Annotated in this window: 16 protein-coding genes and 1 pseudogene; 14 read left to right on the top strand and 3 right to left on the bottom strand. The window is 42.0% G+C overall.

All coding sequences use genetic code 11. The annotated features are described in order from the left end of the window. The first annotated feature begins 112 nt into the window (after positions 1 to 112). Both pepA and O3664_RS04125 read left to right on the top strand, forming a co-directional pair. A complete protein-coding gene (gene pepA, locus O3664_RS04130) occupies positions 113 to 1177 on the top strand; it encodes a glutamyl aminopeptidase (protein ID WP_237447198.1) in 1065 nt (354 codons plus the stop codon). A 20-nt stretch (positions 1178 to 1197) separates the two neighbouring features. Then, positions 1198 to 1494, top strand: a complete 297-nt coding sequence (locus O3664_RS04125; RefSeq protein WP_084926112.1) for a bacteriocin immunity protein — start codon at positions 1198 to 1200, stop codon at positions 1492 to 1494. A 96-nt stretch (positions 1495 to 1590) separates the two neighbouring features. Here O3664_RS04125 and O3664_RS04120 read toward each other — a convergent pair whose 3' ends face one another. Beyond that, complete coding sequence (locus tag O3664_RS04120; protein ID WP_049499742.1) at positions 1591 to 3222, bottom strand: Na/Pi cotransporter family protein; 1632 nt, start codon at positions 3220 to 3222, stop codon at positions 1591 to 1593. 303 nt (positions 3223 to 3525) lie between these two features. Between O3664_RS04120 and O3664_RS04115 the strand changes: the two are divergent. From O3664_RS04115 to dnaJ, 10 genes and pseudogenes are all read left to right on the top strand, one after another. After that, a pseudogene (locus tag O3664_RS04115) lies at positions 3526 to 3588 on the top strand (YSIRK-type signal peptide-containing protein); the annotation flags it as partial. 291 nt (positions 3589 to 3879) lie between these two features. After that, a complete protein-coding gene (locus tag O3664_RS04110; RefSeq protein ID WP_371613677.1) occupies positions 3880 to 8799 on the top strand; it encodes a bacterial Ig-like domain-containing protein in 4920 nt (1639 codons plus the stop codon). Between the two features lie 89 nt (positions 8800 to 8888). Further along, positions 8889 to 10085: a phosphoglycerate kinase gene (gene pgk / locus O3664_RS04105; RefSeq protein WP_001096743.1), complete on the top strand. Its 1197-nt coding sequence runs from the start codon at positions 8889 to 8891 to the stop codon at positions 10083 to 10085. A 323-nt stretch (positions 10086 to 10408) separates the two neighbouring features. Next, positions 10409 to 10936 carry an aromatic acid exporter family protein gene (locus tag O3664_RS04100; RefSeq protein WP_084947380.1) on the top strand — a complete coding sequence of 176 codons (528 nt, stop codon included), beginning with the start codon at positions 10409 to 10411 and terminating at the stop codon, positions 10934 to 10936. Between the two features lie 76 nt (positions 10937 to 11012). Then, the gene (glnR, locus tag O3664_RS04095; protein WP_000659548.1) at positions 11013 to 11369 is read left to right on the top strand and encodes a transcriptional repressor GlnR; all 357 of its coding nucleotides are present in this window, start codon (positions 11013 to 11015) and stop codon (positions 11367 to 11369) included. Positions 11370 to 11405: 36 nt separating this feature from the next. Continuing rightward, positions 11406 to 12752: a type I glutamate--ammonia ligase gene (gene glnA / locus O3664_RS04090; protein WP_001122886.1), complete on the top strand. Its 1347-nt coding sequence runs from the start codon at positions 11406 to 11408 to the stop codon at positions 12750 to 12752. A gap of 198 nt (positions 12753 to 12950) precedes the next feature. Continuing rightward, positions 12951 to 13985, top strand: coding sequence for a heat-inducible transcriptional repressor HrcA (gene hrcA, locus O3664_RS04085; RefSeq protein WP_000255759.1), 1035 nt, complete (start codon positions 12951 to 12953; stop codon positions 13983 to 13985). Between the two features lie 26 nt (positions 13986 to 14011). Further along, positions 14012 to 14536 (top strand): nucleotide exchange factor GrpE, encoded by a 525-nt coding sequence (gene grpE / locus O3664_RS04080; RefSeq protein ID WP_004261014.1) that lies wholly within the window; start codon positions 14012 to 14014, stop codon positions 14534 to 14536. Positions 14537 to 14791: 255 nt separating this feature from the next. Next, positions 14792 to 16615 (top strand): molecular chaperone DnaK, encoded by a 1824-nt coding sequence (dnaK, locus tag O3664_RS04075; protein ID WP_153224298.1) that lies wholly within the window; start codon positions 14792 to 14794, stop codon positions 16613 to 16615. 371 nt (positions 16616 to 16986) lie between these two features. Then, on the top strand, positions 16987 to 18123 hold the full coding sequence (gene dnaJ / locus O3664_RS04070; protein ID WP_001066308.1) for a molecular chaperone DnaJ: 1137 nt from the start codon (positions 16987 to 16989) through the stop codon (positions 18121 to 18123). Between the two features lie 339 nt (positions 18124 to 18462). Here the strand turns inward: dnaJ and O3664_RS04065 are convergent, their stop codons facing one another. Beyond that, positions 18463 to 18750, bottom strand: coding sequence for a hypothetical protein (locus O3664_RS04065; protein ID WP_084928138.1), 288 nt, complete (start codon positions 18748 to 18750; stop codon positions 18463 to 18465). A gap of 9 nt (positions 18751 to 18759) precedes the next feature. Continuing rightward, on the bottom strand, positions 18760 to 19170 hold the full coding sequence (locus O3664_RS04060) for an HIT family protein (RefSeq protein ID WP_001278317.1): 411 nt from the start codon (positions 19168 to 19170) through the stop codon (positions 18760 to 18762). Positions 19171 to 19237: 67 nt separating this feature from the next. Between O3664_RS04060 and O3664_RS04055 the strand changes: the two genes are divergently transcribed. Together O3664_RS04055 and O3664_RS04050 are read left to right on the top strand one after the other, a co-directional pair. Continuing rightward, on the top strand, positions 19238 to 19969 hold the full coding sequence (locus O3664_RS04055) for an ABC transporter ATP-binding protein (protein WP_371613665.1): 732 nt from the start codon (positions 19238 to 19240) through the stop codon (positions 19967 to 19969). Continuing rightward, the gene (locus O3664_RS04050; RefSeq protein ID WP_371613664.1) at positions 19966 to 21015 is read left to right on the top strand and encodes an ABC transporter permease; all 1050 of its coding nucleotides are present in this window, start codon (positions 19966 to 19968) and stop codon (positions 21013 to 21015) included. The genes O3664_RS04055 and O3664_RS04050 overlap by 4 nt, the downstream gene beginning before the upstream one ends. Positions 21016 to 21076 lie beyond the last annotated feature (61 nt).

The raw sequence follows: 21076 nt of genomic DNA, 5'->3' as shown, positions 1-21076 counted from the left end.
CAAGCTTTTTCTAAGATACAGTAAGACTAAGATACTAATTTAGAAATCCACCTTCCCGCTATCCTTCTCCTATAAAAAGTGGTAAAATGGATGAAAGAAAGAAGGAACTGAAATGACAACATTATTTTCAAAAATCAAAGAAGTAACAGAACTTGCTGCGATCTCAGGTCATGAAGCGCCTGTTCGTGCCTATCTTCGTGAAAAGTTGACACCGCACGTGGATGAAGTGGTGACAGATGGCTTGGGTGGTATTTTCGGGATCAAACATTCAGAAGCTGCGGATGCACCACGCGTCTTGGTCGCTTCTCATATGGATGAAGTTGGTTTTATGGTTAGTGAGATTAAGCCAGACGGTACCTTCCGTGTCGTAGAAATCGGTGGTTGGAATCCTATGGTGGTTAGCAGCCAACGTTTCAAACTCTTGACTCGTGATGGTCGTGAAATTCCTGTGATTTCGGGTTCTGTCCCTCCACATTTGACTCGTGGAAAGGTTGGACCAACTATGCCAGCTATTGCAGATATCGTCTTTGATGGCGGTTTTGCGGATAAGGCTGAGGCAGAAAGCTTTGGCATCCGTCCTGGCGATACCATCGTACCAGATAGCTCTGCAATCTTGACAGCCAATGAAAAAAATATCATCTCAAAAGCTTGGGATAACCGCTACGGTGTGCTCATGGTTAGTGAGTTAGCAGAAGCTCTGTCAGGTCAAAAACTTGGCAATGAACTCTATCTTGGCTCTAACGTCCAAGAAGAAGTTGGTCTCCGCGGTGCTCATACATCTACAACCAAGTTTGACCCAGAAGTTTTCCTAGCAGTTGACTGCTCACCTGCTGGTGATGTTTATGGCGGTCAAGGCAAGATTGGAGATGGAACCTTGATTCGTTTCTACGACCCAGGTCACTTGCTTCTCCCAGGGATGAAGGATTTCCTTTTGACAACGGCTGAAGAAGCTGGTATCAAGTACCAATACTACTGTGGTAAAGGCGGAACAGACGCTGGCGCAGCTCATCTGAAAAATGGTGGTGTCCCATCTACAACAATCGGTGTTTGCGCTCGTTATATCCATTCTCACCAAACCCTCTATGCAATGGATGACTTCTTAGAAGCGCAAGCTTTCTTGCAAGCCTTGGTGAAAAAATTGGATCGTTCAACAGTTGATTTGATTAAAAATTATTAAACATAAGGGAGGTGGTAGGGATGGTAGAACCAAACCTAGAAAGCCTTGTAAAAGATCTTTACAATCATGCTCGACATGATTTGAGTGAAGATTTAGTTGCTGCTCTCCTAGAGACTGCTAAAAAACTGCCTACTACAAATGAGCAATTGCTGGAAGTTCGTCTCTCAGGCCTGGTCAATCGTGAATTGCTCCTAAATCCCAAACATCCGGCACCTGAGTTGCTCAACTTGGCTCGCTTTATCAAAAGAGAAGAAGCTAAGTACAGAGGAACTGCAGCTTCTGCGATTATGTATGGGGAGCTCTTTAAAATGCTTTGATTCCATTGTGGATCAAAGCATTTTTTATATGGTAGAAAGGCAATTCTTGGTTAGGAAAAGAAAAAAGCCATCCCATTCAGGATAGCTTCTTGGTTCTTAGATTTGTTCAGCGATGACCTTTTCAGCTAGATTCATAGCATGGTCTGATACACGAGTGTAGTGGGAAATGATGTCGATAAAGTTGACCCCAGCTTGTGTTGAACACTCGCCCTTGTTGAGGCGCTTGATGTGGGTCTTTCTGAGAACACGTTCCATATTGTTGATTTCTTTATGGCGTTCAATCAGACTTTGAGCTTTTTCAATATCATTGTTTTCTACACTATCAAGGGCATCCTTGATAAAGCCAGTGGTTTTTTGATAGATATCAGCTAGTTCTTGTAAAGCAGCTTCAGAGAACTCAACATTTTTACGTTGAAGATAGTCGGTCAGATTGATTAGGGCTTCTGCGTGGTCCCCAATCCGTTCCAAATCACGGGATGAATCAAGAATGTTGGTGAGCACTTCACTTTCTTTCTGGCTAAGTGCCTCGCTTGAAAGAGTAATAAGGTAACGAGTCAATTTTTCATCAATGGTATTGATAGCTTCCTCTGTCTTGTGCCCTTTTTCAGCAACCTTTTCATTAAGGTCAATGATGTAGTTGTATGAAAGGTCAAAGGCTTTAGAAGCATAATTTCCTAAGTGAAGGAGTTCTTTTTTGGCATTTCCGAGAGCGATTGATGGTGCTTGTTTAATCAAATGCTCATCAAGATAAAGTGGCTCGTACTTGACAACTTCATCTTCACCAGGGATGAGCTTGGTTACAAAGTAGGCCAAGGCTCCGATGAATGGAAATTGGATAATAGTATTTGTGATATTAAAGGTTCCGTGGGCGAAGGCAATGGTCATTTCTGGAGCCAGATTGAGTGTAGATTCAAACCATTGAATCAAGCCAGTGAAAGGTACAAGGAAGACAATACAGATAACCGTACCAATCACGTTAAAGGCGACATGGGCACCAGCAACACGTTTGGCAGCGATATTGGCTCCAAGAGAAGCAATAATAGCTGTAATGGTCGTTCCGATATTATCACCAAACAAGACTGGTAGGGCACCTTGTAGATCAATCAAACCACTTGCGTAAAGATTCTGTAGGATACCGATAGTTGCGGAAGAAGCTTGAATGAGTAGGGTTAGTCCAGTTCCGACAAAGACACCTAGAATAGGACTCTTACTTAGTTCAACCATATAGTCTCTAAAGACTTGCAGGTCTTTTAGAGGTTCCATTGCACCGCTCATAAGATTGAGAGCGAAGAAGATACCACCTACACCAAAAATGATACGTCCGATGTTATTGATAGAGCGATTCTTGGTGAAGAAGAGACAAATCGCTCCGATGAAAAGCATTGGTAAGGCGTAATCTCCTAGCTTAAAACCGATGATAAAGGATGTAACGGTAGTTCCAATATTGGCACCCATGACAATACCGATAGCTTGACGCAAGGTCAAAAGTCCTGCGCTGACTAGCCCCACTGTAATGACTGTGACCCCAGAACTTGACTGAATTAGCGCCGTCATACCGATACCAACTAGCACACCGAAGAACGGATTGCTAGTGTACTTGTCAATGTAAAAACGAAGGCGATCTCCAGCAGCTTGTTGCAAACCGTCTCCCATGGTCTTGATACTATATAAGAATAGTCCCAGACCACCTAAAAAGTGAAATAAAATTTCCTGCCAATTAATGGACATTTCTTTTTCCTCCGAAAAATAATAACGGAATTTCTCCTATTCTATTTTAAAGGATAAAAGTAAATCTAACAAGTGTTAAGCTAAGATTTTAGAAAGAAAATTCGTTAGAATGGGCCTTGATTATATTAATTTTACCAATTTCTAACCTAGATATAGGTATTTCCTTTTATATATTGACATTTAAAAGAAATATTTTAAAATGAGGGAGGAATTATCTTGGTCCCTGTGATTGGGATAAAAATTTTATAAAGAAAGTTAAGCGCTTTCTTTTGTGCAACAAAATCAATTTTTTAGGAGGAGAAAATGAAGAATCCATTTTTTGAAAGACGTTGTCGTTACAGTATTCGTAAGTTATCAGTAGGAGCCTGCTCGCTGATGATTGGTGCTGTTTTATTTGCTGGTCCAGCCTTGGCTGAAGAAACTGCAGTTCCTGAAAATAACGGAGCCAATACAGAGCTTGTTTCAGGAGAGAGTGAGTATCCAACTAATGAAGCTGACAAGCAGCATGAAGGAGAACAGGCTAGAGAAAACAAGCCAGAAAAGGCAGAAGGAGTAGCGACAGCATCTGAAACTGCTTCGCCAGCAAGCAATGAAGCTGCAACTACTGAAACTGCAGAAGCAGCTAGCGCAGCTAAACCAGAGGAAAAAGCAAGTGAGGTGGTTGCAGAAACACCATCTGCAGAAGCAAAACCTAAGTCTGACAAGGAAACGGAAGCAAAGCCTGAAGCAACTAGCCAAGGAGATGAGTCTAAGCCAGCAGCAGAAGCTAATAAGACTGAAAAAGAAGTCCAGCCAGATGTCCCTAAAAATACAGAAAAAACATTAAAACCAAAGGAAATCAAATTTAATTCTTGGGAAGAATTGTTAAAATGGGAACCAGGTGCTCGTGAAGATGATGCTATTAACCGCGGGTCTGTCGCCCTCGCTTCACGTCGGACAGGTCATTTAGTCAATGAAAAAGCTAGCAAGGAAGCAAAAGTTCAAGCTCTATCCAACACCAATTCTAAAGCAAAAGACCATGCTTCTGTTGGTGGAGAAGAGTTCAAGGCCTATGCTTTTGACTATTGGCAATATCTAGATTCAATGGTCTTCTGGGAAGGTCTTGTTCCAACTCCTGACGTTATTGATGCAGGTCACCGTAACGGGGTTCCTGTATATGGTACACTCTTCTTTAACTGGTCTAATAGTATTGCAGATCAAGAAAAATTCGCTGAAGCTTTGAAGCAAGACGCAGATGGTAGCTTCCCAATTGCCCGTAAATTGGTAGATATGGCCAAGTATTATGGCTATGATGGCTATTTCATCAACCAGGAAACAACTGGAGATTTGGTTGAACCTCTTGGAGAAAAGATGCGCCAGTTTATGCTCTATACCAAGGAATATGCTGCTAAGGTAAACCATCCAATCAAGTATTCTTGGTACGATGCCATGACTTATAACTATGGACGTTACCACCAAGATGGTTTGGGAGAATACAACTACCAATTCATGCAACCAGAAGGAGATAAGGTTCCAGCAGATAACTTCTTTGCTAACTTTAACTGGGATAAGGCTAAGAATGATTACACTATTACAACTGCCAACTGGATTGGCCGTAATCCTTATGACGTATTTGCAGGTTTGGAATTGCAACAGGGTGGTTCCTACAAGACCAAGGTCAAATGGAATGACATTTTAGATGAAAATGGGAAATTGCGCCTTTCTCTTGGTTTGTTCGCCCCAGATACCATTACAAGTTTAGGAAAAACTGGTGAAGATTACCATAAGAATGAAGATATCTTCTTTACAGGTTATCAAGGTGATCCTACTGGCCAAAAACCAGGTGATAAAGATTGGTATGGGATTGCTAACCTAGTTGCGGACCGTACGCCAGCAGTAGGTAATACTTTTACTACTTCTTTTAATACAGGTCATGGTAGAAAATGGTTCGTAGATGGTAAGGTTTCTAAGGATTCTGAGTGGAATTACCGTTCAGTTTCAGGTGTTCTTCCAACATGGCGCTGGTGGCAAAAATCAACTGGCGATAAGTTGAAAGCAAGCTATGATTTTGAAGATGCTTATAATGGTGGAACTTCTCTCAAATTTGCAGGGGATCTTTCAGGTGCGACCAAGCAAGATGTTAATTTGTACTCTACTCGCTTGAAGGTGACAGATACAACCAAATTACATGTTGCCCACAAAGGAGGCAAAGGGAGCAAGGTTTATGTAGAATTTGCAACCAAGAAAGATTATACCTACGGTGATGAAGCTGCCCGTAAAGAATTGACAGTTTCAGATAACTGGACTACCGATGATTTTGATTTGAGTGCCTTGGCAGGTAAAACAATTTACGGTATTAAACTCTATTTTGAAAATGATAAAGATTTAAAAGGTTATCAATTTAACCTGGGGCAATTGACCATCAGCAATAATCAAGATGCTCCACAGGCACCAACCACAGTAGCTGTAGCCAAACAAGTCCTTAAAAATGCCCAAGAAGCGGAAGCAGTTGTGCAATTTAAAGGCAACAAGGATGCAGATTTCTATGAAGTTTACGAAAAAGATGGAGACAGCTGGAAATTACTAACTGGTTCATCTTCTACAACGATTTATCTACCAAAAGTTAGCCGTTCAGCAAGTGCTCAGGGTACAACTCAAGAACTGAAGGTTGTAGCAGTCGGTAAAAATGGGGTTCGTTCAGAAGCTGCAACCACAACCTTTGATTGGGGCATGACTGTAAAAGATACCAGCCTACCAAAACCACTAGCTGAAAATATCGTTCCAGGTGCAACAGTTATTGATAGTACTTTCCCTAAGACTGAAGGTGGAGAAGGTATTGAAGGTATGTTGAATGGTACCATTACCAGTCTTTCAGACAAGTGGTCTTCTGGACAGTTAAGTGGTAGTGTGGATATTCGTTTGACCCAGCCACGTACAGTTGTTAGATGGGTGATGGACCATGCTGGAGCTGGTGGAGAATCTGTAAACGACGGTTTGATGAACACCAAAGACTTTGACCTCTATTATAAAGATGCGGATGGTCAATGGAAATTGGCTAAGGAAGTCCGTGGCAATAAAGCCCATGTTACAGATATTACCCTTGATAAACCAATCACAGCTCAAGATTGGCGCTTGAATGTTGTCACTTCTGACAATGGAACCCCATGGAAGGCTATTCGTATCTATAACTGGAAAATGTATGAAAAGCTTGATACTGAGAGTGTCAATATTCCGATGGCCAAGGCTGCAGCCCGTTCTCTAGGCAATAACAAGGTACAAGTTGGCTTTGCGGATGTACCAGCTGGAGCAACCATTACCGTTTATGATAATCCAAATTCTCAAACTCCGCTTGCAACCTTGAAGAGCGAAGTTGGAGGAGACCTAGCAAGTGCACCATTGGATTTGACAAATCAATCTGGTCTTCTTTACTATCGTACCCAGTTGCCAGGCAAGGAAATTAGTAATATCCTAGCAGTTTCCGTTCCAAAAGATGACAGAAGAATCAAGTCAGTCAGCCTAGAAACAGGACCTAAGAAAACAAGCTACGCCGAAGGGGAGAATTTAGACCTTAGAGGTGGTGTTCTTCGAGTTCAGTATGAAGGTGGAGCTGAGGACGAACTTATTCGCCTAACTCACGCGGGTGTATCAGTGTCGGGTTTTGATACGCATCATAAGGGAGAACAAAATCTTACTTTACAATATTTGGGACAACCAGTAAATGCGAATTTGTCAGTGACTGTCACTAGCCAAGATGAAGCAAGTCCGAAAACTATTTTGGGAATTGAAGTAAGTCATGAACCGAAAAAAGATTATCTAGTTGGTGATAGTTTAGACTTGTCTGAAGGACGCTTTGCAGTAGCTTATAGCAATGACACCATGGAAGAACATTCCTTTACTGATGAGGGAGTTGAAATTTCTGGTTACGATGCTCAAAAGACTGGTCGTCAAACCTTGACGCTTCGTTACCAAGGTCATAAAGTCAACTTTGATGTTTTGGTATCTCCAAAAGCAGCATTGAACGATGAGTACCTTAAACAAAAATTAGCAGAGGTTGAAGCAGCTAAGAACAAGGTGGTCTATAACTTTGCTTCACCAGAAGTAAAAGAAGCCTTCTTGAAAGCAATTGAAGCGGCCGAACAAGTGTTGAAAGACCATGAAACTAGCACCCAAGATCAAGTCAATGACCGACTTAATAAATTGACAGAAGCTCACAAAGCTCTGAATGGTCAAGAGAAATTTAAGGAAGAAAAGACAGAACTCGATCGCTTAACAGGTGAGGCTCAAGAGCTCTTAGCTGCCAAACCAAACCATCCTTCAGGTTCTGCCCTAGCCCCACTTCTTGAAAAGAACAAGGCCTTGGTTGAAAAAGTAGATTTGAGTCCAAAAGAGCTTGCAACAGCGAAACAGAGTCTGAAAGATCTGGTTGCTTTATTGAAAGAAGACAAGCCAGCAGTCTTTTCTGATAGTAAAACAGGTGTTGAAGTACACTTCTCAAATAAAGAGAAGACTGTCATCAAGGGCTTGAAAGTAGAACGTGTTCAAGCAAGTGCTGAAGAGAAGAAATACTTTGCTGGAGAAGATGCTCATGTCTTTGAAATAGAAGGTCTAGATGAAAAAGGTCAAGACGTTGATCTCTCTTACGCTTCTATTGTGAAAATTCCAATTGAAAAAGATAAGAGAGTGAAGAAAGTCTTCTTCTTACCTGAAGGCAAAGAAGCAGTAGAGTTGGCTTTTGAACAAACAGATAGTCATGTCATCTTTACAGCACCACACTTTACACATTATGCCTTTGTTTATGAATCTGCTGAAAAACCACAACCTGCTAAACCAGTAGAAAAAGTTATTTCAAGCAAGGAACCAGCTGAAGGTGTCAAGAATTTGGTTGTGGATACTCCGAAACTAGAAGTTGAAGAGACAAGTATCGCCTTCGAACACCAAGAACGACCAAATCCAAATCTCCCAGTCGGTCAACGTCAACTTGTCCAAGCAGGAGTTGAGGGACACATTCGTCGCTTGATTGAAGTAGATAGCCAAGGTAATCGTACCCTTCGCTCTACCGAAGTTTTGAAAGAAGCAAGTCCTGAAATCGTGGAAGTAGGTACTGGTCTAATCCCTGCCAATCCAGCCCCACAAAACACATACCTTCCAAAACCTACTAATCAACCGGCTTCTGATCAACAAAAGGCTCCTAAATTGGAAGTTCAAGAGGAAAAGGTTGCCTTTGATCGTCAAGAGCATGAAAATGCTGAGATGCTAGTTGGGGAACAACGAGTCATCATACAGGGACGAGATGGTCTATTAAGACATGTCTTTGAAGTTGATGAAAACGGTCAGCGTCGCCTTCGTTCAACAGAAGTCATCCAAGAAACGATTCCAGAAATTGTTGAAATTGGAACAAAAGTAAAAACTGAACCAGCAGTAGCGCCTACACAAGAAAAACCAGCCCAAAATACAGCAGTTAAGTCAGAAGAAGCAGGCAAACAATTGCCAAATACAGGAACTGCTGATGCCAATGAAGCCCTAATAGCAGGATTGGCCAGCCTTGGTCTTGCTAGTTTAGCCTTGACATTGAAACAGAAAAAAGAAGATGAAGATTAAATATCGAAAAATCTTGTGAAATCTTTCCTTATATTTCCAAAGTGTGATATAATAGTTTCGAATAAAATAATTAAAGGGGTTTTTGTAACATGGCAAAACTTACTGTTAAAGACGTTGACTTGAAAGGTAAAAAAGTCCTCGTTCGTGTTGACTTCAACGTACCATTGAAAGATGGCGTAATCACTAACGACAACCGTATCACAGCAGCTCTTCCAACTATTAAGTACATCATCGAACAAGGTGGACGTGCAATTCTTTTCTCTCACCTTGGACGTGTGAAAGAAGAAGCTGATAAAGCTGGTAAATCACTTGCTCCTGTAGCAGCAGACTTGGCAGCAAAACTTGGCCAAGACGTTGTTTTCCCAGGTGTTACTCGTGGTGCTGAATTGGAAGCAGCTATCAACGCTCTTGAAGATGGACAAGTTCTTTTGGTTGAAAACACTCGTTACGAAGATGTTGACGGCAAAAAAGAATCTAAAAACGATCCTGAACTTGGTAAATACTGGGCATCACTTGGAGATGGTATTTTCGTAAACGATGCATTCGGTACAGCTCACCGTGCACACGCATCTAACGTTGGTATCTCAGCAAACGTTGAAAAAGCAGTTGCTGGTTTCCTTCTTGAAAACGAAATTGCCTACATCCAAGAAGCAGTTGAAACTCCAGAACGTCCATTCGTAGCGATTCTTGGTGGTTCAAAAGTTTCAGACAAGATCGGTGTTATCGAAAACTTGCTTGAAAAAGCTGATAAAGTCCTTATCGGTGGTGGTATGACTTACACATTCTACAAAGCACAAGGTATCGAAATCGGTAACTCACTTGTAGAAGAAGACAAATTGGATGTTGCGAAAGCTCTTCTTGAAAAAGCAAATGGTAAATTGATCTTGCCAGTTGACTCAAAAGAAGCAAACGCATTTGCTGGTTACACTGAAGTGCGTGACACTGAAGGTGAAGCAGTTTCTGAAGGCTTCCTTGGTCTTGACATCGGTCCAAAATCTATCGCTAAATTTGACGAAGCTTTGACTGGTGCGAAAACAGTTGTATGGAACGGACCTATGGGTGTATTTGAAAACCCAGACTTCCAAGCAGGTACAATTGGTGTGATGGACGCTATCGTGAAACAACCAGGAGTTAAATCAATCATTGGTGGTGGTGACTCAGCTGCTGCAGCGATCAACCTTGGACGTGCAGATAAATTCTCATGGATTAGTACGGGCGGAGGTGCTTCAATGGAACTTCTCGAAGGTAAAGTATTGCCAGGTTTGGCTGCACTTACAGAAAAATAATTTCAGCCCGTTAGTCTCTACAAAATCCTGATTTTGTAGAAAAAGGAACAAAACTGAAACGTTAACAAAAAGGTGGCTATGTCACCTTTTTGTGTTAGTGTAGGTATTTGTGACGCGGTGGTGGAGCATCAATGGAACTTCTTGAAGGTAAAGTTCTTCCAGGACTTGCAGCCTTGACAGAAAAATAAGATTTTATAAATAAGTCAAAGAAGAGAGGGATGAAAGTTCCTCTTTTCTTTTGCTTAAAATAAAAACGCTTCCTCTCAACTATTGCTCATAAAATCAGCCAATTTATGATAAAATGGAAATAGAAAGTTGAGATTATGAGTTATTTTAAAAAATATAAATTCGATAAATCCCAGTTTAAACTTGGTATGCGAACCTTTAAAACAGGTATTGCTGTTTTTCTAGTTCTCTTGATTTTTGGCTTTTTTGGCTGGAAAGGTCTTCAAATTGGTGCTTTGACAGCTGTGTTTAGCCTGAGGGAGAGTTTTGATAAGAGTGTTCATTTTGGGACTTCGCGTATTTTAGGAAATAGTATCGGTGGCCTCTATGCCCTTCTCTTCTTCCTATTAAATACCTTTTTCCACGAAGCTTTTTGGGTGACCTTGGTTGTTGTTCCAATCTGCACCATGTTAACCATTATGACAAATGTAGCCATGAATAACAAAGCAGGTGTTATTGGTGGTGTAGCAGCTATGTTAATCATTACCCTATCGATTCCGAGTGGCGAAACAATTTTGTACGTATTTGCGCGTGTATCAGAAACGTTCATGGGAGTTTTTGTCGCAATTCTCGTAAATTACGATATTGATCGTATTCGGCTCTTTTTAGAGAAAAAAGAAAAATAATGTTACATTTTATAACATTATCAATTGACGTTTGTCTTTTTTTAGACTATAATAGACAGAAAGAAGGAAATTGTAAATGAAGGAAAAAGAATTTCGCCGAAATATGGCTGTTTTTCCTATCGGCAGTGTTATGAAGTTGACCGATTTATCGGCGCGTCAGATTCGTTATTATGAAGATCAAGAGTTGATTAAGCCTGATCGAAACGAAGGGAACCGTCGCATGTATTCCTTGAATGACATGGATCGTCTGCTTGAAATCAAAGATTATATCTCTGAAGGTTATAATATCGCTGCCATTAAGAAAAAATATGCTGAACGTGAAGCGAAATCCAAGAAAGCGGTGAGTCAGACTGAGGTGCGTCGTGCACTTCATAATGAACTCCTTCAACAGGGTCGCTTTGCTTCAGTACGGTCACCTTTTGGTCGCGGTTAGGCAACCGCAAGTAGTCATACATTAAGGAGAAAACTCATGCCAATCACAGCTGCAGATATTCGTCGTGAAGTCAAGGAAAAAAATGTTACCTTTATCCGTCTCATGTTCTCAGATATTTTGGGAACCATGAAGAACGTCGAAATTCCTGCTACAGATGAACAGTTAGATAAAGTCTTGTCAAACAAGGCTATGTTTGATGGATCTTCTATTGAAGGTTTTGTACGTATCAATGAGTCGGATATGTACTTGTACCCTGACTTGGATACATGGACAGTCTTCCCGTGGGGAGATGAAAATGGAAGTGTTGCAGGTTTGATCTGTGATGTCTATACAACAGAAGGTGAGCCATTTGCAGGTGACCCTCGTGGCAATTTGAAACGTGCTCTTCGTCACATGGAAGAAGTGGGATTCAAATCCTTTAATCTTGGACCAGAGCCAGAATTCTTCCTATTTAAGTTGGATGAAAATGGAGACCCAACACTTGAAGTGAATGACAAGGGTGGCTACTTTGATTTGGCGCCTACTGACCTTGCTGACAATACACGTCGTGAGATTGTCAATGTCTTAACCAAAATGGGATTTGAAGTAGAAGCCAGTCACCACGAGGTTGCGGTTGGACAGCATGAAATTGACTTCAAGTACGATGAAGTTCTCCGTGCTTGTGATAAGATTCAAATCTTTAAACTTGTTGTTAAAACCATTGCTCGCAAACATGGACTTTACGCAACCTTTATGGCAAAACCAAAATTTGGTATTGCTGGCTCAGGTATGCACTGTAATATGTCCCTGTTTGATGCAGAAGGAAACAATGCCTTCTTTGATCCAAATGATCCAAAAGGAATGCAGTTGTCAGAGACTGCCTACCATTTCCTTGGCGGTTTGATCAAGCATGCCTACAACTATACTGCTATCATGAATCCAACGGTTAACTCATACAAACGTTTGGTTCCAGGTTATGAAGCCCCTGTTTACATTGCTTGGGCTGGTCGTAACCGTTCGCCACTTGTGCGTGTGCCTGCTTCACGTGGTATGGGAACTCGTCTTGAGTTGCGTTCAGTGGATCCAATGGCTAACCCATACATTGCTATGGCGGTTCTTTTGGAGGTTGGTTTGCATGGTATTGAAAATAAAATCGAAGCACCAGCTCCTATCGAAGAAAATATCTACATCATGACAGCAGAAGAGCGCAAGGAAGCTGGTATTACAGACCTTCCATCAACCCTTCACAACGCTTTGAAAGCTCTGACTGAAGATGAAGTTGTCAGAGCGGCTCTCGGAGAACATATCTATACTAGTTTCCTTGAAGCCAAACGAATTGAATGGGCAAGTTATGCAACCTTTGTTTCACAATGGGAAATTGATAATTATTTAGACCTTTACTAATACTAATATAGAAGAAAGATTGCCTGTGGGCGGTCTTTTTTTCTAGGTCTTCAGACTGATTTTTAGCACTCTTGACAAAAGAGTGCTAATTTTTTGAGTTTTTGTCTTGACATTCTCTTTTAAGGGTGTATAATAGAATCATAAGTTAGCACTTGAACGTATCGAGTGCTAACTGGTCAGACAGAGAGGAGTGATGAGATGGTTACAGAGCGTCAGCAGGATATTTTAAATCTGATTATTGACATCTTTACCAAAACGCACGAACCTGTCGGATCCAAAGCCTTGCAAGAGTCTATTAACTCTAGCAGTGCTACCATTCGTAATGATATGGCGGCTTTAGAAAAGCAAGGTTTGCTTGAGAAGGCTCATACTTCAAGTGGTCGGATGCCAAGTGTTGCTGGTTTTCAGTACTATGTAAAACACTCACTGGATTTTGACCGACTGGCTGAAAATGAGGTTTATGAGATTGTCAAAGCCTTTGATCAGGAATTCTTCAAGCTAGAGGATATTCTGCAAGAGGCTGCTAACCTACTAACAGACTTGAGTGGCTGTACAGTAGTAGCACTAGATGTTGAGCCCAGCAGGCAGCGGTTGACAGCCTTTGATATCGTTGTTTTAGGTCAACATACAGCCTTGGCAGTGTTCACCCTAGACGAGTCTCGAACGGTTACCAGTCAGTTTCTGATTCCAAGGAACTTCTTGCAGGAAGATTTGCTGAAGCTGAAGAGCATCATTCAGGAACGTTTCCTCGGCCACACCGTTCTAGATATTCACTACAAGATTCGGACGGAGATTCCGCAGATTATCCAGCGTTACTTCACAACAACGGATAATGTCATTGATCTCTTTGAACACATCTTTAAGGAAATGTTCAACGAAAATATCGTGGTGGCTGGCAAGGTTAATCTCTTGAATTTTGCCAATCTGGCAGCTTATCAGTTCTTTGACCAACCGCAAAAGGTGGCTCTGGAGATTCGTGAGGGGTTGCGTGAAGATCAGATGCAAAACGTCCGTGTTGCGGACAGTCAAGAGTCCTGTCTAGCTGACCTAGCGGTGATTAGTAGTAAATTTCTCATTCCTTATCGGGGAGTTGGAATTCTAGCCATTATCGGTCCGGTCAATCTGGATTACCAACAGCTAATCAACCAAGTCAACGTAGTCAACCGTGTTTTGACCATGAAGTTGACAGATTTTTACCGCTACCTCAGCAGTAATCATTACGAAGTACATTAAGATTGAAATCATTAAAGGAGGCGAAAATGGCCCAAGATATAAAAAATGAAGAAGTAGAAGAAGTCCAAGAAGAGGAAGTTGTGGAAACGGTAGAAGAAACAACTCCTGAGAAGTCTGAATTGGACTTGGCAAATGAACGTGCAGATGAGTTCGAAAACAAATACCTTCGCGCTCATGCAGAAATGCAAAATATCCAACGCCGTGCCAATGAAGAGCGTCAAAACTTGCAACGTTACCGTAGCCAGGACTTGGCAAAAGCAATTCTCCCTTCTTTGGATAACCTTGAGCGTGCACTCGCAGTTGAAGGTTTGACAGATGATGTGAAGAAGGGCTTGGAAATGGTGCAAGAAAGCTTGATTCACGCTTTGAAAGAAGAAGGAATCGAAGAAATCGCAGCTGACGGTGAATTTGACCATAACTACCATATGGCGATCCAAACTCTCCCAGCAGACGATGACCACCCAGCAGATACCATCGCCCAAGTCTTCCAAAAAGGCTACAAACTCCATGACCGCATCCTTCGCCCAGCAATGGTAGTGGTCTATAACTAGTTTAGAAAACTTGACAAAATTTGTCCGAAACGACAATAAACTATGAAGAAAGATAAAAAAGTAGTTCAGCTTTGCGATAGTGAGCGAAGCAAACCAAAGACGATACTCTTCGCCGTGGCGCTATTTGCGCAAACTTTGAGACCTTAGGCTCAAAGTTTAGTCAAAGAGATTGACGAAGTCAAGCTCTGACGGCGCCGCCACTTAAGAAGAGTATCAAAAAGAAAAATAGAATATAAAATTTAAGGAGAAAAACACATGTCTAAAATTATCGGTATTGACTTAGGTACAACAAACTCAGCAGTAGCAGTTCTTGAAGGAACTGAAAGCAAAATCATCGCAAACCCAGAAGGAAACCGTACAACTCCATCTGTAGTTTCATTCAAAAACGGAGAAATCATCGTTGGTGACGCTGCGAAACGTCAAGCAGTCACAAACCCAGATACAGTTATCTCTATCAAATCTAAGATGGGTACTTCTGAAAAAGTTTCTGCAAACGGAAAAGAATACACTCCACAAGAAATCTCAGCTATGATTCTTCAATATTTGAAAGGTTATGCTGAAGACTATCTTGGCGAAAAAGTAACGAAAGCAGTTATCACAGTTCCAGCTTACTTCAACGATGCTCAACGTCAAGCAACAAAAGACGCTGGTAAAATCGCTGGTCTTGAAGTAGAACGTATTGTCAACGAACCAACTGCAGCCGCTCTTGCTTACGGTTTGGACAAGACTGATAAAGAAGAAAAAATCTTGGTATTCGACCTTGGTGGTGGTACATTCGACGTATCTATCCTTGAATTGGGTGACGGTGTCTTCGACGTATTGTCAACTGCAGGGGACAACAAACTTGGTGGTGACGACTTTGACCAAAAAATCATTGACCACTTGGTGGCAGAATTCAAGAAAGAAAACGGTATTGACTTGTCTACTGACAAGATGGCAATGCAACGTTTGAAAGATGCAGCTGAAAAAGCGAAGAAAGACCTTTCTGGTGTGACTTCAACTCAAATCAGCTTGCCATTTATCACTGCAGGTGAGGCTGGACCTCTTCACTTGGAAATGACCTTGACTCGTGCGAAATTTGACGATTTGACTCGTGACCTTGTAGAACGTACAAAAGTTCCAGTTCGTCAAGCCCTTTCAGATGCAGGTTTGAGCTTGTCAGAAATCGACGAAGTTATCCTTGTTGGTGGTTCAACTCGTATCCCAGCCGTTGTAGAAGCTGTTAAAGCTGAAACTGGTAAAGAACCAAACAAATCAGTAAACCCTGACGAAGTAGTTGCTATGGGTGCTGCCATCCAAGGTGGTGTGATTACTGGTGATGTCAAAGACGTTGTCCTTCTTGATGTAACACCATTGTCACTTGGTATCGAAACAATGGGTGGTGTCTTCACAAAACTCATCGACCGTAACACAACAATTCCAACATCTAAATCACAAGTCTTCTCAACTGCAGCAGACAACCAACCAGCCGTTGATATCCATGTTCTTCAAGGTGAACGCCCAATGGCAGCAGATAACAAGACTCTTGGACGTTTCCAATTGACAGATATCCCAGCTGCACCTCGTGGAATTCCTCAAATCGAAGTAACATTTGACATCGACAAGAACGGTATCGTGTCTGTTAAGGCCAAAGACCTTGGAACTCAAAAAGAACAAACTATTGTGATCCAATCGAACTCAGGTTTGACTGACGAAGAAATCGACCGTATGATGAAAGATGCAGAAGCTAACGCTGAAGCAGATAAGAAACGTAAAGAAGAAGTAGATCTTCGTAACGAAGTAGACCAAGCGATCTTTGCGACTGAAAAGACAATCAAGGAAACTGAAGGCAAAGGATTCGACGCAGAACGTGACGCTGCCCAAGCTGCCCTTGATGACCTTAAGAAAGCTCAAGAAGACAACAACTTGGACGAAATGAAAGCAAAACTTGAAGCATTGAACGAAAAAGCTCAAGGACTTGCTGTTAAACTCTACGAACAAGCCGCAGCAGCCCAACAAGCTCAAGCAGGAGCAGAAGACGCACAAGCAACAGGAAACGCAGGCGATGACGTCGTAGACGGAGAGTTTACGGAGAAATAAAATAGTCCAGTGGACTATTTTATCCCGAACTTGAAAATCGGGCGAGTATAAGAAGAAATCCAGAGGTTGCAACCCAGCCTCTGTTTTTCGATAAAAAGGGACGGAATCTCATTTGTTTGGATTTTGTCTCATCAATATGAAAGAAAGGAATTGAACCCGACCTAGATTGAGGATTCGTTCCGTAATATTAACAGAAAGGAACAAGGGTGTTCGAGTAACTGAACACGGGTTCCCAAATTTCTTACTCAATATAAAAGAAAGGAATTGAACCCGACCTAAATTCTCGGAAAAAAGATAAATCTGTCTAGGAGCATCGCTCCAGCGTCAGATTTCTTATTTTTCAGTCGAATTTTACGGTCTTGGTATCTTGTATGAACAATACTGAATTTTATGATCGTCTGGGGGTGTCAAAAAACGCTTCGGCAGACGAAATCAAAAAGGCTTATCGTAAGCTTTCGAAAAAATATCACCCAGATATCAATAAGGAGCCTGGTGCTGAGGAAAAATACAAGGAAGTTCAGGAAGCCTATGAGACTTTGAGTGACGACCAAAAACGGGCAGCCTATGACCAATATGGTGCGGCTGGTGCCAATGGTGGCTTTGGTGGTGCAGGTGGTTTCGGCGGCTTTGACGGGGCAGGAGGCTTCGGTGGTTTTGAAGATATCTTCTCAAGTTTCTTCGGCGGAGGCGGTGCTTCGCGCAATCCAAATGCTCCTCGTCAGGGGGATGACCTCCAGTATCGTGTGAACTTGACCTTTGAAGAAGCTATTTTTGGAGCTGAAAAAGAGGTTAAATACAATCGTGAAGCAAGCTGTAGTACATGTAATGGCTCAGGTGCTAAGCCAGGAACAAGTCCAGTCACTTGTGGACGCTGTCATGGCGCTGGTGTCATTAACGTCGATACGCAGACTCCGCTTGGTATGATGCGTCGCCAAGTAACCTGTGATGTCTGTCATGGTCGCGGAAAAGAAATCAAAGATCCATGTACAACTTGTCACGGAACAGGTCATGAAAAACAAGCCCATAGTGTACATGTCAAAATCCCTGCTGGTGTGGAAACTGGTCAACAAATTCGCCTAGCAGGCCAAGGTGAAGCTGGCTTTAATGGTGGACCTTATGGTGACTTGTATGTAGTGGTTTCTGTGGAAGCCAGCGACAAGTTTGAACGTGAAGGAACGACTATCTTCTACAATCTCAACCTCAACTTTGTCCAAGCGGCTCTTGGTGATACAGTAGATATCCCAACTGTTCACGGTGATGTTGAATTGGTTATCCCAGAGGGAACTCAGACTGGTAAGAAATTCCGTCTACGTGGCAAGGGAGCTCCGAGCCTTCGTGGCGGTGCAGTTGGTGACCAATACGTTACCGTTAATGTCGTAACACCGACAGGCTTGAACGACCGCCAAAAAGCAGCATTGAAAGAATTCGCAGCTGCTGGTGATTTGAAAGTCAATCCAAAGAAAAAGGGCTTTTTTGACCATATTAAAGATGCCTTTGAAGGAGAATAATACTCTTCGAAAATCTCTTCAAACCGTGTCAACGTCGTCTTGCCGTATATATGTGACTGACTTTGTCAGTCTTATCTACAACCTCAAAACAGTGTTTGAGCAAGCTGCGGCTAGTTTCTTAGTTTGCTCTTTGATTTTCATTGAGTATAAATCAAATACTTTCCCAGACTTTCCGCCGTAATGAAAACACCTGAAACCGTTTGATTTCAGGTGTTCGGAAACTTTGAGACCTAGGCTCAAAGTTTAGGTATGGAACTTCGAAGAAGGTCGCTACCGTCCGTCATTACTTAAGGAAAGTCTTAAAAAATCTATAAACTAAAAAGAGCCAATTGGCTCTTTTTACTTATCTTCCATTTCCTGTGTTTCTTTGATGACAGCTAGTCTAGTTTGGATATCTTTTTCCAAGACCTTAAACTTGTAAGTCAGGTCTTCTTGGTATTCCTTGATGAGTTCTTTTTGCTGGTCAATGATTTGTAGGCTGTTTTGGATAATATCTACATCATCCTTGATAGCTTGAACGCGGTCAGTAGTATTCAAGACTTCATCTGTGATGGTTTGGCGATTTTTTGTGACCAGATAACTTCCGGCTGCAGCTCCTGCAAATAGCAGTAGATTGGATAATTTCATGGCAACTCCTTAGGCGTTTTTGATGGTTTCAGCGACTTGAGCAAGTTTGTCAAAGTCTGGTTCGTGGGCGATAAAATCAATCTTGAGGTCATCGTCCGCACTGTAGCGAGGTACGAGGTGAACGTGGGTATGAAAGACGGTTTGCCCTGCGATTTCTTCACAGTTAGCAATGATATTCATACCAGCAGCCTTGGTAGCTTTCATGACTTTTTGAGCTACTTTTGGTACTTGGGCAAAGAGTTGGCTAGCGCTAGTAGCGTCCATCTCCAAAAGATTGCGATAGTGTTCCTTTGGCACGACTAAGGTGTGTCCTGGTGTCACTTGAGAGATATCAAGAAAGGCAAGAACCTGCTCATCTTCATATACTTTTGAAGCAGGAATTTCCCCTGCAATGATTTTACAAAAAATGCAATCTGACATAAAATCTACCTCTACTGTATTAAATTTTGATATAATATAGCTACATTATACCAGATTTGGAGAAAATATGTTAGAAATTAAAAACCTGACAGGTGGCTATGTTCATGTTCCTGTTTTGAAAGATGTGTCCTTTACTGTTGAAAGTGGGCAGTTGGTTGGTTTGATTGGTCTCAATGGTGCTGGGAAATCAACGACCATCAATGAAATTATCGGCCTCTTGACACCTTATAGCGGTTCTATCAATATCAACGGTTTGACTTTGCAAAAAGATGCGACTAACTACCGCAAGCAAATTGGCTACATTCCTGAGACGCCTAGCCTGTATGAGGAATTGACCCTCAGAGAGCATATCGAAACGGTTGCTATGGCTTATGGTATTGAGCAGAAAGTGGCTTTTGAGCGAGTAGAACCCTTGTTAAAAATGTTCCGTCTGGACCAGAAATTGGACTGGTTCCCTGTTCATTTTTCAAAAGGGATGAAGCAGAAGGTCATGATTATCTGTGCTTTTGTGGTGGATCCGAGTCTTTTCATCGTGGATGAGCCCTTCCTTGGTCTCGATCCGCTGGCGATTGCGGACTTGATTCAGCTTTTGGAAGTGGAAAAGCAAAAGGGTAAGTCCATTCTCATGAGTACCCACGTGCTGGATTCGGCGGAGAAGATGTGTGATGCCTTTGTCATTCTCCACAAGGGGGAGGTGCGTGCTCATGGGAACCTCCAGCAACTCCGCGAAGCCTTTAACATGCCTGAGGCTAGTTTGAATGATATTTACTTGGCTCTGACCAAAGAGGAGGAGTTATGAAAGACTTGTTTTTAAAGAGAAAGCAGGCTTTTCGTAAGGAGTGTCTTGGTTATCTGCGCTATGTTCTCAATGATCACTTTGTCTTGTTCCTGCTTGTTCTGCTGGGATTTCTAGCCTACCAGTACAGTCAACTCTTACAACATTTTCCTGAAAATCATTGGCCTATCCTTTTGTTTGTAGGAATTACCTCTGTTTTACTGTTGCTTTGGGGTGGAATTGCCACCTATATGGAGGCTCCAGACAAGCTCTTTCTCTTGGTTGGAGAAGAGAAAATCAAATTCCATCTCAAGCGTCAAACTGGCATTTCTCTAGCCTTTTGGCTCTTTGTCCAGACCCTTTTCTTGCTATTATTTGCGCCTTTATTTTTAGTAATGGGCTATGGCTTGCCTGTTTTTCTGGTCTATGTGCTTTTATTGGGAGTAGGTAAATATTTCCTCTTTCGTCAAAAGGCCAGCAAATTTTTCACGGAAACTGGACTGGACTGGGACTATGTCATTTCCCAAGAAAGCAAGCGTAAGCAAGTCTTGCTTCGTTTCTTTGCCCTCTTTACGCAGGTAAAGGGAATTTCAAACAGCGTCAAGCGTCGTGCCTATCTGGACTTTATCCTAAAGGTTGTTCAGAAGGTACCGGGAAAGATTTGGCAAAATCTCTATCTGCGTTCTTATCTGCGAAATGGAGACCTCTTTGCGCTCAGTCTCCGTCTTCTCTTGCTTTCTTTGTTGGCGCAGGTCTTTATCGAGCAAGCTTGGATTGCGACAGCAGTGGTAGTTCTCTTTAACTACCTCTTGCTCTTCCAGTTGCTGGCCCTCTATCACGCCTTTGACTACCAGTATTTGACCCAACTCTTTCCACTGGACAAGGGGCAAAAGGAAAAAGGCTTACAGGCTGTAGTCCGAGGATTGACCAGTTTGGTCTTAGTAGTGGAATTAGTTGTTGGGTTGATTACCTTCCAAGAAAAACTAGCCCTTCTAGCCTTACTAGGAGCTGGTTTGGTTTTAATAGTCTTGTACCTACCTTATCAGGTGAAACGTCAGATGCAGGAGTAACATTGCCTATATGACACTAAAAAAGAAGTTGAGTTCAGTTTGTCTCAACTTCTTTTATTTT

Source organism: Streptococcus sp. 27098_8_109 (genome assembly GCF_041432295.1).
GTDB lineage: Bacteria > Bacillota > Bacilli > Lactobacillales > Streptococcaceae > Streptococcus.
Note: the sequence above shows the minus strand (reverse complement) of the source record. Positions and strands in the feature narration are given on the sequence as shown.